The sequence below is a fragment of the Litchfieldia sinesaloumensis genome (genome assembly GCF_900156865.1).
GTDB lineage: Bacteria > Bacillota > Bacilli > Bacillales > Bacillaceae_L > Ferdinandcohnia > Ferdinandcohnia sinesaloumensis.
Genome location: NZ_LT732529.1, coordinates 751,964 through 765,085, shown reverse-complemented (window position 1 = coordinate 765,085; position 13,122 = coordinate 751,964). Strand labels below are relative to the sequence as shown.

At 38.5% G+C, this 13,122-nt stretch carries 12 protein-coding genes; 4 read left to right on the top strand and 8 right to left on the bottom strand.

What is annotated here, in order from left to right; genetic code table 11:
- Nucleotides 1–286: 286 nt before the first annotated feature.
- From CZ490_RS03745 to CZ490_RS03735, 3 genes are all read right to left on the bottom strand, one after another.
- The gene (locus CZ490_RS03745; protein ID WP_077617626.1) at nt 287–1,039 is read right to left on the bottom strand and encodes a VOC family protein; all 753 of its coding nucleotides are present in this window, start codon (nt 1,037–1,039) and stop codon (nt 287–289) included.
- 92 nt (nt 1,040–1,131) lie between these two features.
- Nucleotides 1,132–2,514, bottom strand: coding sequence for an L-cystine transporter (locus CZ490_RS03740; protein ID WP_077617625.1), 1,383 nt, complete (start codon nt 2,512–2,514; stop codon nt 1,132–1,134).
- A 127-nt stretch (nt 2,515–2,641) separates the two neighbouring features.
- Nucleotides 2,642–3,049, bottom strand: a complete 408-nt coding sequence (locus CZ490_RS03735) for a VWA-like domain-containing protein (protein ID WP_077620933.1) — start codon at nt 3,047–3,049, stop codon at nt 2,642–2,644.
- A 163-nt stretch (nt 3,050–3,212) separates the two neighbouring features.
- Between CZ490_RS03735 and CZ490_RS03730 the strand changes: the two genes are divergently transcribed.
- Together CZ490_RS03730 and CZ490_RS03725 are read left to right on the top strand one after the other, a co-directional pair.
- Entirely contained in the window at nt 3,213–3,494 is a 282-nt protein-coding gene (locus tag CZ490_RS03730) for a hypothetical protein (RefSeq protein ID WP_077617624.1), read from the top strand.
- A 74-nt stretch (nt 3,495–3,568) separates the two neighbouring features.
- Entirely contained in the window at nt 3,569–4,129 is a 561-nt protein-coding gene (locus CZ490_RS03725) for a thioredoxin family protein (protein ID WP_077617623.1), read from the top strand.
- Between the two features lie 106 nt (nt 4,130–4,235).
- On the opposite strand, the gene CZ490_RS03720 is transcribed toward CZ490_RS03725, so the two are convergent.
- Nucleotides 4,236–4,736, bottom strand: coding sequence for a hypothetical protein (locus tag CZ490_RS03720; protein WP_077617622.1), 501 nt, complete (start codon nt 4,734–4,736; stop codon nt 4,236–4,238).
- Between the two features lie 1,298 nt (nt 4,737–6,034).
- On the opposite strand from CZ490_RS03720, the gene CZ490_RS03715 reads away from it, so the two are divergent.
- Nucleotides 6,035–6,265, top strand: a complete 231-nt coding sequence (locus tag CZ490_RS03715; protein WP_077617621.1) for a group-specific protein — start codon at nt 6,035–6,037, stop codon at nt 6,263–6,265.
- Nucleotides 6,266–6,315: 50 nt separating this feature from the next.
- Here CZ490_RS03715 and CZ490_RS03710 read toward each other — a convergent pair whose 3' ends face one another.
- Nucleotides 6,316–6,816: a spore coat protein gene (locus tag CZ490_RS03710; RefSeq protein WP_077617620.1), complete on the bottom strand. Its 501-nt coding sequence runs from the start codon at nt 6,814–6,816 to the stop codon at nt 6,316–6,318.
- A gap of 98 nt (nt 6,817–6,914) precedes the next feature.
- A complete protein-coding gene (gene recQ / locus CZ490_RS03705; protein WP_077617619.1) occupies nt 6,915–8,702 on the bottom strand; it encodes a DNA helicase RecQ in 1,788 nt (595 codons plus the stop codon).
- Nucleotides 8,703–9,003: 301 nt separating this feature from the next.
- On the opposite strand from recQ, the gene CZ490_RS03700 reads away from it, so the two are divergent.
- Complete coding sequence (locus CZ490_RS03700) at nt 9,004–10,056, top strand: YeiH family protein (RefSeq protein ID WP_159439905.1); 1,053 nt, start codon at nt 9,004–9,006, stop codon at nt 10,054–10,056.
- 16 nt (nt 10,057–10,072) lie between these two features.
- Here CZ490_RS03700 and CZ490_RS03695 read toward each other — a convergent pair whose 3' ends face one another.
- Nucleotides 10,073–10,495, bottom strand: coding sequence for a hypothetical protein (locus CZ490_RS03695; protein ID WP_077617617.1), 423 nt, complete (start codon nt 10,493–10,495; stop codon nt 10,073–10,075).
- Between the two features lie 97 nt (nt 10,496–10,592).
- Entirely contained in the window at nt 10,593–12,956 is a 2,364-nt protein-coding gene (locus CZ490_RS03690) for an FdhF/YdeP family oxidoreductase (RefSeq protein ID WP_077617616.1), read from the bottom strand.
- Between the last annotated feature and the right edge of the window lie 166 nt (nt 12,957–13,122).

Genomic DNA, 13,122 nt, shown 5'->3' with positions numbered 1-13,122 from the left:
CCCGTAATTTGACAATATGTATGAACTATAATATAATAAAAAATTGTTCCCTATAAACTTTAACACATAATTTTTATTATATATAGATATTCGTTTTATCTTTTACATTTGAGAAAGACTTATTCACACTGGACCGGCTTCGGAGCCGAAAGGACGAAAGAGAGGTAGGGCTTTCGTTGTTTAAGATTTTCAAATCTACCGCGGCAATGAATAATTATGTAGAAAGTTAACTTTCGCCCAAAACAAGGAAGAACCAACCGTGTATTAACGGTTGGTTCTTTTTCATTTAGACTCGATATTTTCCGCCATGTAGGGATTTTACTTTTCCTTCGCCAGGTTCTATTCCTACCAAGTAAGGTCCTTCTCCTCTAGGTTGATGTTCATCGCTGAAAAACACATCAATTGAACCAAGATGAACCTTCATTGCATTTTGCTGAGTACCAGGAAGAACAGAGTTTTGAACGGTTCCATTAAATAAATCTGCCCATAAATTTGCCACTATCCCCGGATTACTTACTGAGTAGTAAATATAAGTTATGGCTTTGTTGTCAGGGATAAAAATCCCCTTTGAGATAAGGTTATCTTCTCTATTGCTATCATCCTCTCCCCACTCAATAAAAAATGGCATCGGGTCCTTCTGTTCGATAAAGAGCATGGACCATTCCAGCAGTGTTCCATCTGATTGTTTGCGTGAACCTGGAAATGGCCCAAGTGTTTTAATCCCTTTTTGCGAGAGTTCTTTCATTGTTTCAATGATAGAGTTTGTTCGAAAGGCAATTTGTGAAAAACCTTCTCCTAGTTGATAGTCTTCGTATATATGACGACTAAATGGATGACTCCCTTCCTTTATTACGTCTAGCTTGCTAATCCCAATCCATTCTATATAAGATAGATTTTTAAAATAGCATAAAGTATTATACGTCCCCCATGTGTCGTGACTTCCACCTTTCACAGGATGAAAACCCATTAATTGAAAAGCAGTCATAGCCTCAAGAGGGTCTTGTACATAATGCACCACATGGTCAAATTGGATATTCAAGTCATCATCTCCAAACCCCAATTTTTAATTACCAATATTATACACAAAAATAAGACCCAAACTACGGGTCTTATTTTCATATTCACATCTTATTATGCACCTAGTTGTTGTGTTGGGTTTGCATATGTTTCAGTGTCGAGATCTTTTGTTATTTTACTTGTAAGAACTCCGGCTGTCATACTTCCACTTACATTAAGAGCTGTACGGCCCATGTCAATAAGTGGTTCAACTGAAATTAACAAACCAGCTAATGCAACTGGTAGATCAAGTGCCGACAATACGAGAATGGCAGCAAAGGTTGCTCCACCACCTACTCCAGCAACTCCAAATGAGCTTATAGCAACTATCGCTACTACCGTTAGAATAAATGTTGGGTTGAGAGGATTAATACCTACTGTTGGCGCTATCATGACTGCTAACATTGCCGGATACACTCCAGCACAACCGTTCTGGCCAATAGAAAGTCCAAATGAACCAGCAAAGTTTGCAATTCCCTCTGGAACTCCTAAATCTTTCGTTTGTGCCTTAATGTTAAGTGGCAAAGTCCCTGCACTCGTACGTGATGTGAATGCAAAAGTTAGAACTGGGAATACCTTTTTAAGATAAGTGATTGGGTTTAATCCAGCGAAAGATAGTAACAATAGATGGATTCCAAACACAATCAATAATGCAACATAAGACGCTACGACGAATTTTCCAAGTTTATAGATTGCTCCATAATCACTCGTTGCTGTGACACGTGTCATTATCGCAAGCACCCCGTATGGAGTTAAGCGTAATATTAATGTTACAACACGCATGATAATGGAGTATACCGCATCAATTATCTTCGAGAACATTTCCGCATTTTCTGGGTCTTTACGACGAACTCCGAGAAATGCGATTCCAATAAACGCAGCAAATATAACGACAGCAATCGTTGATGTTGAACGGGCGCCAGTGAAATCTAGGAATGGGTTAGCTGGCAATAGATCTAAAATTTGATCAGGGAATGATTTCCCTTGTAGATCCGCAGATCGTTGGTCAAGTGCTTCACCTCGTGCCTGTTCAGCCTCACCAGCTTCAATTTGGAATGCTTCTAAATCAAAAGCAACTGTCGTTCCAATTCCTACCAATGCTGAAATGGCGGTTGTGCCAACTAAAATACCTAAAATTAGAACACTAATCTTTCCAATGTTATTCGCTAACTTCATTTTTGTAAAAGCGGATACAATTGAAATAAACACAAGTGGCATAACAATCATTTGTAGAAACTTCACATACCCATTACCCACGATATTGTACCAACTAATAGACTCCGATAGGACTACAGAGTCAGCTCCGTAAATAAGTTGTAGGATAAGACCAAAGGCAATCCCTAAGCCAAGAGCAGCAAATACTCGTTTTGAGAAAGAAACATGTTTCTTTTGCATATAAAATAATAACAATAGTAATAAGACCATCAATACGATATTTACTAATCCAAGTAAACTCATACGATTTCCCCCCTTTATATCATATTGTATTAAAATATAATTCAGTTATGCCGATACGTCAAGGATAATTTATCCAACTAAATAACGCCTAGATTTCACGGAATCCTAGGCGTCATTCCATATTAAATTAGGCAATTTTTATCGCTTTTCCAAACGGGACTTTTGGTAGATAGTCATCTGGGACAAGCCAGAATACTTCAGCTTCTACGTTCAACTCATCATAAAAGTAACCAGTGACATCTGTTATATAAAATACAGTATCAATTTTCTCTTGGTCTGCCCATTCAAGTACTTCTGTGTAGGAAGACTTACCATGTGTAAAAAATTTGATGGATGGGTTTTGAATCGGTGAAATGCTTCTAATTTTAAAATCAGCCTGGACAAGTTGTGTCTCTGGAATCATTTCGCCAAAAAACTTTATGATATTATTTATTAAAATGGACCGCACCTGATTTGTAGATGTATCTACTGCCAGTGCTATCTTTTTATTTTTGCGACTCTTAAGTAAATCCATCAGTGACCTTTGCCATCTCACCCAGCACTCAACTCCTCTTGCATAATCACCAAAGGACAATCCTCCTTGGCTCCACTATTTTGTCACGTTTTCCTCCTAAATATGAACCGCATAACTAACAATACTTGGATAGCTTATTCAGCAAGCCCATAGGTAAAACTATCAATAATTGGGGGAATGAAATATGAACATTTCAAAACATGAATTAGTGAAAAAACTTGAATCTAATCACGGTCTTGGCTTTGTCGAATTAAATGAGGTCCTATACGAGATTAGACTCTTAAGCAATTACCAAATTGCATTCACAGGCGCTTGTTGGAAATGGGAACAAACTGAAATGTCTTCCGCACACGGTGATTATCAAGTATTAACCGATGTTCTAGTTGAAGATGAGCCAATTTTAGTGAATTTTCCCAACCAGGATTCCTATGAATTTTACGAAACTGTAAATCAGTATCTTTCCTAAGCAAGTTAGTGGTTTGAATCTCCTTTTTCATTTATAGTGGAAGCAGATAGTGTCTAATAGAGGAGGAATTCAAAGTGGCAAACTTAAAACCATGGTTTGAAAAAGGGCTGAATCAATTTGACTACATTAACAGCATGCAAGTTCATAAAGAAAACCTATTAAAAGTGTATAACCAATTCCAACTAGAAGAATCGGACAAAGAACTTCTGCAAGCACTACAAGGAAAAGAGCTGAAAGCTATTGTATTAACAGCAGACTGGTGTGGAGATGCAATGGTTAACCTCCCTATCCTAATGAGAGTAGCGGATGAAGCATTGATTGAAACTCGCTATTTAATTCGAGATGAAAATTTAGAGCTAATGGACCAATATTTAACGAATGGGAAATCACGCTCGATTCCGATTATCGTATTCGTCAACAAAGACTATGAAGAAGTTGGAAAATGGGGTCCAAGATCACCCAAAGCCCAGGCTCTTGCTGATGAATTAAAGGCAAGTGTTCCAGAAAAAGAATCACCTGAGTATGATGCTGCATTTAAGGCATTTATTAAATCCTTTGTTGAGAGTATCACAACAGACAAAGAGCTTTGGAATGATATAAAAACTAGTATGATTTCTATTTTGAAAGACGCATAAAAGTTTACCCTAATACCATATACTATAAGTAAGGCCGTCCACCACTTCCAACTTCGCTTCGTTGCGGGACTAACCAGATCGGAAATGTGGGCGGTCTTTTGTGTTTTTAAATCGGTAAAAATATATGCACTAGAAACATTAATGTAAATAGAAAAGCTGTCGTATAATGAAATTTCCGCCGCCTACCAGAAGACTTCTTATGGCGAAGATATCCTGCCAGAAGAGTTACTTTTAGAAAGAGTATTGCTACAATTCCGCTTATAATTTTAGGATGCCCATACCCAATTACCCCGCCAATTTTAAAAAACATGATCCCTCCATGAAAAACAATTAAAATCGTTCCTACAATAGCAAGTTTTATATGCGATTTCATCATCAGTCTTGAGAGTCTAGCAAGCGTTATTTTCAGTTTCCGCACTTTTGTTCGGCGAATCACAAGGAAGATAAAATACATATTTACATTTATGATAAATAGGATAATCGCAACCTGAGCAAATCCTTGCCCTAACGTGACAATATGTGAGTCGTGAGTTCTAAATATCCAAATATATATGAATGTACTAATTACAAGCAAAGCATTCAAGAAAATCCAAATATAATAAGCCATCTCACACCTCCCTTGTTTTCTTTCCCCATTTTACCAAAAGGATATGAATAATGTTGTGGTTGAAGTCACTTGAGGTTGTTTTTAATTACTTTCTGTTTTGCTTAATCCTAGTTTTGTACAAACTACCAGGGTGACAACCAGCGGGTTTTGTACAACTGGCAGTTGGCTAACAGCGGTTTTGTACAACTGACAGTTGGCATAAAGGAGTTCTTGTACAACCGACAGTTGGCATAAAGGAGTTCTTGTACAACTGGCAGTTGGCATAAAGGAGTTCTTGTACAACTGGCAGTTGGCAAATAGCGGTTTTGTACAACTGGCAGTTGGCAAACAGGGGTTCTTGTACAACTGACAGTTGGTAAACAACGATTTTGTACAACTGACAGTTGGCAAATAGCGGTTTTGTACAACTGACAGTTGGCATAAAGGAGTTCTTGTACAACTGACAGTTGGCAAATAGCGGTTTTGTACAACTGACAGTTGGTAAACGATTTTGTACAACTGACAGTTGGCAAACAGGGGGTTTTGTACAACTGACAGTTGGCAAACAGGGGTTCTCGTACAACTGACAGTTGGCAAACAGGGGGTTTTGTACAACTGACAGTTGGCAAACAGGGGTTCTCGTACAACTGACAGTTGGCAAACAGGGGGTTTTGTACAACTGACAGTTGGCTGATAACGTGGGTTGCGGGATGACTTTCTCCTAGTTTTATCCAAGTCCGGGGATGATAACGCAGGTTACTGGTTCGCAACCTCCTAGTTTTATCCAAATGCGGGGATGTTACAGACCTTTACTGGTTCGCAACCTCCTAATTTTATCCAAGTGCAGGGATGATAACGCAGGTTACTGGTTCGCCTTCTCCTAATTTTATCCAATTGCAAGGATGATTACTGGCTTTGCGGGTTCGCTTTCCCTTAATTTTATCCAATTGCAAGGATGATTACTGACTTTGCGGGTTCGCTTTCCCCTAATTTTATCCAATTGCAAGGATGATTACTGACTTTGCGGGTTCGCTTTTCCCTAATTTTATCCAATTGCAAGGATGATAACAGAGGGTGCAGGTTCGCTTTCGCCTAGTTTTATCCAACTGCAAGGATGATAACGTAGTTTACGGTTTCGCTTTCACCTCATTTTATCCAAATCCAAGGTTGGTAACGCCGGTTGCCAATATATCTTCTCCCAACCTTTTCTAATCTTTGAGTTGCCAACACAGTTTCTGATCATACTTTCTCTAAAAGAAGCCCCTCTCCTACCAATCATGTTAGAATTGAGAGTAACATAATTAATTGGAGGTTAGTTTATGTCTGCATGTACAATTGACCACTCAAAAGAGGATGTAATCAAAAAGCTAGAAAGTCAAAAAAGTTACTTACCAGAAGAACTATACAATACAGCAACTCACTTTCTTAAAGAAGACCGTTCGCAGCAAGCTCTTAATGAATTGTTTCACTTGTTAAAGAAATATGATTTAGTAACTCAAGAAGAACAACATGAACGCAACCTGGCAATAGAAAAGCTGTTTCTTTTATAATGACAAACAACAAAAAGGCACCTACTAATAAGGTGCCTTTCATTATAGAACTAGTATTTCATTGAAAGTGCCTTTCTAGCAAGTGTAACGTCATTGGCTAGCAACTTTTCGAAATCATACGATGGATAATAACCATGCTTATACATATAGTTAAACACTCTTGCATGACATTCGATAGCCTTTTGTAAATGCTTAGAAAACACATTTCGCAATTGTGGTGTTGCTGTTTCAGTGATTGCAATTGCATAATTGCGTACAGAAGTTTTTGCAAAAGCTAATAAGTCGCCCGCGTAAAATACAGGATCAAGACGTCTTTCATCGACTTCACTCCGAGGCGCCATTTTATAAAATGCCATTAACTCATTTAGGTTTGCTTCCAAATCACGAATGGTTTGTCGATATAGTTCCTTCAATTCCTTTTCCTTAACTTTCCCTATTGCATCCTTTAGTTTCATAAGTCCAATGGACTGAAAGGCTACAAGTTCATGAAGTTCAAGAGTTTCATGCCATGCTAACGTTTTTTGGCGCTGATCATTTGTATTATAGGACATTTGCTTCTCCCCTTACTCATAGTCCTTACAGAACTATTCAAATAAAGATTGTTTGGTTAATTGTCCTAGGCAAAATGGGCCACTCCTTATACTACGTTCTACTTAACTGCTGTCCCTTTTTCCTCAACATACTTTTGAATAGCTGTGAGAAAGTCTTCGCCATATCGCTCTAATTTCATTTGAGCAACCCCTTTTATTTCTAGCAATTCCTTCTCATCTATTGGCGCTACCTCACTCATTTCTCGTAATGTGCTGTCTGAAAATACGATATATGGAGGCACATTATCCCGAGTCGAGATTTCCTTACGAACCTCGCGTAGTTTCTCAAATAGTATATTGTCAGAGACAACTTGCTTTTTCTTAACCTGTTCCTTTTTAAAGATTTTTACTTCTCCTTTTAAGACAGGTAATGCTTTTGCATCGAGTACGAGCACGGGGTATTGGGAGTTTGTTAACTTCACATAGCCCTCTGCAGCCAAGTAATCAATTAAGCCGACGATTTGTTTTTCTGAGTACTGCTTAAGCAAACCGTAAGTAGATAAAGATGTGAATCCAAGATCTAGAATTTTTTTACTTCTTGAGCCTTTCAATACCTGTGCAACCATCGTCTTTCCAAATCGCTCTTTCATCCGTTTGATACAAGAAAATACCATGAGTGCTTCAGTTGTTACGTCCATTTTTTCACGGTCATCCGTACAATTAAAACAGCGGCCACATGAAGTGCTTTCCTTCTCTCCGAAATATTCTAAGATATATTGTTGTAAGCATTTTTCAGTATGACAGTAATCAATCATTTGCTGCAGCTTGTGATATTCCTGCTCTTTTTTCCCTTCATCCATTGTCGATTGCTCAATTAAAAATTTTTGCAACTGAATATCTTGTGAAGCAAATAATAAATAGCAATCACTTTTTTCCCCGTCACGACCAGCTCGTCCAGCTTCTTGATAGTACGCTTCGATGTTTTTTGGTAGATTATAATGAATGACGTATCGCACATTACTTTTATCAATTCCCATTCCAAATGCATTTGTCGCAATCATGACATTCACAGTATCAAACAGGAAATCTTCCTGTGCTTGTTTACGTTCTTCATCGGAAAGTCCAGCATGATATTTCCCTACTGAAAATCCTTCCTTTTCTAAGGATGAGTGAAGCTCATTAACCTCGCGACGTGTTGCGGCATACACAATTCCAGATTGGTTATTATTAGCTTTTAAAAAGCTTTTTACAAAATCTCGCTTATTTTCACCTTTAAGAATATTAAACGTAAGATTCTCTCTAGCAAAACCTGTGATAAAAACAGCAGATGGAGTAATTTTCAACTGATTGCAAATATCATTCTTTACCTCTACCGTTGCAGTTGCTGTTAATGCCGCTACCACAGGCTTTGATGGCAGTTCGGCAATCATATAATGGATATTGCGATAGCTTGGCCTGAAATCATGCCCCCATTGTGAAATACAATGTGCTTCGTCAACGGCAATCATTGAAATAGGGATTGAAGATAAAAGGGATCGAAATTGAGAGGATTCGAGTCGCTCAGGAGCAATATATATGATTTTATAGCGACCAGCTCGTGCATCCTGCAGTCTTTCCTGGATTTCTTGTAAAGAAATACTACTATTGATATAGGTTGCCGGTATGCCTACCCCGAGCAATGTATCTACTTGATCTTTCATTAATGAAATTAAAGGGGAAATGACAATTGTGGTTCCCTCAAAGATAAGTGCGGGAATTTGGTAACACATTGATTTTCCGCCACCAGTAGGCATAATCGCGAGTGTATCGTTACCTTGTAATATGTTTTCAATAATGGCTTCTTGGCCAGGTCTAAAGGAAGGATATCCAAAAGACGACTGTAAAACTTGTTTTGCTTGTTCAATCATAAAAAACACCTTTTTAGTAAGATTTGTAAAAAAATGTGTGTTTGACGTAGTGTACTACCCCACATGTCCGAATAGCTTTGTGCATACTATACAGTGTGGTGTTAGCTCCTTATTCTTTATCTGTTCGTGTTTGGAAGTGAGAAATCACTTCCTCTTTTTTTTTCTTATACAATGTGTGTCACAACCACATGACGTATTGTTCTAAGTTTAAGTTAATTATAAGGGAAGAAGATGAACCTGTGAAGGGTGTCCATCCTATGGTACTATTAATAAAGTAAAATTAAAAATGAGGATGAACGACATGAGTAATGCAAATCTACAAGTATCACAATCATACGAAAAGAAATCTACTTTAGTAGACCATACACACTCGCTTCGAAACAAGCTTCCTGGTGTGGCTCTCGTTTTAATCATTGGTGTCTTGGCTAACTCGTTAGGGAAAGATTTCCCTTTAATAGGTGGAGCTGTAATTGCCATTATCATTGGAATACTGGTTCGCAACTTCCTTAGTATTCCCGTTGTCTTTATGGAAGGAATAACCTATACGTTAAAAACACTGTTGAAGGTTGCTATTGTACTACTAGGTTTTGGACTGAGTTATGCGAGTATTTTCCAACTTGGATATGAGGCAATTCTCCTAGTTGTTATGGCTGTTATCACTGGGATTCTTTTTACTTTCATTTTGGCCAAGCTCTTTAAGTTGAATGGGAACATCCCAATTCTTGTTGCACTAGGGACTGCAATTTGTGGGGCTACTGCTATTGTAACATCAAGTCCTATTATTCGGGCAAAAGAGGAAGAAACAGCTTATGCGATTAATACCATCTTCGCTTTCAATGTGCTGGCAGTTTTATTTTACCCTCTTTTAGGACAGATTTTTTCAATGTCAGATCAAATTTTTGGACTATGGGCAGGGTTAGCTATACATGATACCTCATCTGTGGTTGCTGCGGGATACAGCTATAGCAGTACTGCTGGGGATACTTCTGTTGTTATAAAACTAATTCGAACTCTTATGCTCGTTCCAGTGACTCTTCTTTTATCCATCTATATTTCTATGAAATCTAAAGGAGCTAGCGACAATAAGCTAAGGATTAGCAAGGTATTTCCAAGCTTTATATTATTTTTTGCCGGAGCTGTTGCAGTCAATACCATTTTCTCACTTCCATCATCCGTAACAAGTGTAACAGATGGCATTGCAAAGTTTCTTATCATCATGGTTATGGCAAGCGTTGGTCTAGGAACAGATTTTAAAAAGATTAAATCCGCCGGGTTACGTCCATTATTTGTCGGGTTACTCTCATCCGTCATGATGGGGATATTAACACTGGGTATTATTCAGATACTATATTAACAAAAAAGTTGGGAAGCTAGTTCCCAACTTTTTTTCGTTCATTCAATATGTCACAGATGATGTTGATATGGAAGGTAGCCCACGCTTTTTCTCGAAAATGTAGGATTACACTGAAAAAGAGCAACGAGAAATAAATGATACTAAAGAGGACCAGATATAAGTATCCCTTTCCTAATAAAAACTTCTGCAATTGGTTCGAAAAAAGAAATAAAAACCAAGGAATTGCTGTTATTAGTATTGGAATGATCCCAGATCCGCTCTGTTCCTTTAACATGCGATAGTAAATAATTTTCAATGTCTTTGAATCAATTTTCTCATAAAAGCCCATAATTTCTCGGACTTCCTCCATATCCCTCACATGGCTAAAGGTCCGGTCCCGCTCTACATGACATTTTAGTTTTAGATAGATTTTATGTGCATCTCCACGAAACGAAAACAATTATAACATCCCTTCAAATCGAACATTACTCTTATCCATTCCCTGTTCCTGCGTAAAAATGCCCCCAAATATAGATTTGAGGGCATCAAAAAAAATATTAAGCTGGTGGACTAATGTCTAAATCATCTGCAATTTCTTTTTCTTGGTATTGCGTGTCTTTCCTTGCGTTGAAGCGTTCTGCTTTTTCAACATACACGGCAATGTTGTAATCTGGTATACCAGCATATTTTTCATAACGGCCCCTCGGTAATAAAAAATTTCCTTCCGGGAAATGTACGCCTAAATTTTTTCGAGCGATATCCGCAAACTTGGCTTTTCCTTGGAATACCCCAAAACCATTATGAACAACGATTGCTTCACCATCCGCTACACGAAGTTCCTTCGCATCCTCAGGGTTGATTAGCACATCATAACGACCAGCGCCGTTAAATGGATCAACCTCTTTATATATCATTGAATTGAATTGTTTTCCACGACGAGTGGTTAAGACAAACTGCTCCTCTTTTTTCCCGAAATCAGGAATTTCAACAGGTATTAAGTTAGCTCGCCCATCCGGAGTTGGACAAATACCGTCTTCACAGAGCCATGCCCCTCCCCATTGGAAAACATCTCCCTTTTTCTTAAGATGTTGAATTCCATTGTAATTTGGGTTCGCAATCGCAATCTCATCACGAATTTCCTGACCAGTCTTAAAATCAATCAGATGTGCAGTTTCAGGTTTTACCCGTTTGGCGAGATCCACATAAATCTTCCATTCCGCACGCGCTTCTTTAATTTCATTTTTATTTCCTTGAATCTCTGGTGAAAAATACACCATACGCTCTGTTGACGTCGAGGTACCGCCACCTTCTTGTTCATATCGTGTCTTGGCAGGTAAGACAATCACTGCTTCCTTTGCATCAACAAGTGTTGAAGTGTTTAAGATTATATCTTGGTGAACGCGTATATCTAGTTCAGACAATGCTTTCTTTACAAAATCAGGATCTGGCATGGTCTCTAGGAAATTCCCACCGGACATATAATAAAGTTTTACCTTTCGCTCATGTTCCTCTGGAAGAACAATATTTTCAAGGGTGACCCCAACAATATCCCCTTGCCATTTTTGTATTTCGAATCCCCACACCTTTTCGATTCGTTCTCTATTTTTTTCGTCGAATTCCCCACCTGGTAGAACAAATGGGTCTGCTCCCATTTCACCTGATCCTTGAACTGAGGAGTGGCCGCGAAACGGCATTAACCCATTGTGTTTTCGTCCTAGGTGACCGCGTAGCAGAGCAAGATTTGCGACCTGTGAAATATTATCTGTTGCGAACGAATGCATGGTTAAACCCATCGCCCATGTATACACTGCATTTTTACTTTTGGCTAACGTTTCCGCCAATTCAATGATTCGTTCTTTTGTCACACCCGAAGATTTCTCAATCTCATCCCAGTTTTGTGCCTTTGCATGCGTCTTTAATTCTTCATAACCATTCACATGTTCCTTAACGAATGAATGATTAATTGCGGAACCTGGTTGATTTTCTTCCATCTCAAACCAATGTTTCATAATGCCAAACATAAATGCGATGTCCCCACCGATGCTGACTTGGTAAAAATCATCCGCAACTTTTGTTCCAAACAAGGCAGATTCCAAATTAGAAGGTATCCAATATTTATCCATTGCTGGTTCTCGATGAGGGTTAATCACAATAATTTTAGTTCCCCGTTTTTTCGCTTCTAACATGTATTTGGTTGAAACAGGCGAACTATTTGAAGCAACACTCCCCCAGAAAACTAATACATCTGTCCCTATCCAATCCTGATAATTGGCTGTTGAGGCACCAACACCAACGGAACGCTTCATTGCTGTTTTACTCGGGGAATGACAAATACGGGAAGCGTTATCAATATGGTTCGTACCTAAAAAACGAGCAACCTTAGCCGCTACATAATACGACTCATTTGTGATACCACGTGATGTAAGATAGAAAGCATATTGCTTCGGATTTAGTTTCTTCATCTTGTTTGCAATCATGTCCATCGCTTCATCCCATGTGATTCTAGAAAACTTTCTTTCTCCCTTACGACGAATCATCGGATACGGAATTCTTCCTAACTGCCGTAATTCAGTACTATCGTACTTTCGCAATTCATCAATATCTGCATGAAGAATTTCAGATTTTATCGCTGGCATAGTACTCAGGCGAAGTACATTTAAACGAGTTGTACACATATGCGGTCCCTTTAATGTTTGGTCATAAAGACCCGACACACCTAGTGCACATCCGTCACAAACACCTTGCGTTAAAATACGTGAAGCATACCCAAGATTGTCCTTGTTTTCCCAGGCGACTTTCATCGTATCACGAATATGCTTTGGCTTCACTTTTCCTAAACCAAATGGAACAGGACTGACCCAGTGCTTTGGTTGTGGCAATTTTGTTGTACTGATTGGTCCCTGATGCTTTGTTTTTCCCACTTTTAAATCCCCCTCTTCCCTTATTTCGCTATTACTATGTGTATGGTCAAATTTGATATATATTATCTATGCTTTCGCCATTCAAATAGATAATCCTTCTCCAACTAAACGAAAAACCACCGAACATCATTCTAGGTTGGTAGAAAAATGATACGGTGGTTAGTCT

Bases quoted from the DNA above. Each gene is read 5' to 3' on its own strand.
- CZ490_RS03710 (WP_077617620.1), bottom strand. From the start codon at position 6,816: ATGTCCTATAATACAAATGATCAGCGCCAAAAAACGTTAGCATGGCAT.
- recQ (WP_077617619.1), bottom strand. From the start codon at position 8,702: ATGATTGAACAAGCAAAACAAGTTTTACAGTCGTCTTTTGGATATCCT.
- CZ490_RS03740 (WP_077617625.1), bottom strand. From the start codon at position 2,514: ATGAGTTTACTTGGATTAGTAAATATCGTATTGATGGTCTTATTACTA.
- CZ490_RS03700 (WP_159439905.1), top strand. From the start codon at position 9,004: ATGAGTAATGCAAATCTACAAGTATCACAATCATACGAAAAGAAATCT.
- CZ490_RS03730 (WP_077617624.1), top strand. From the start codon at position 3,213: ATGAACATTTCAAAACATGAATTAGTGAAAAAACTTGAATCTAATCAC.
- CZ490_RS03715 (WP_077617621.1), top strand. From the start codon at position 6,035: ATGTCTGCATGTACAATTGACCACTCAAAAGAGGATGTAATCAAAAAG.
- CZ490_RS03720 (WP_077617622.1), bottom strand. From the start codon at position 4,736: ATGGCTTATTATATTTGGATTTTCTTGAATGCTTTGCTTGTAATTAGT.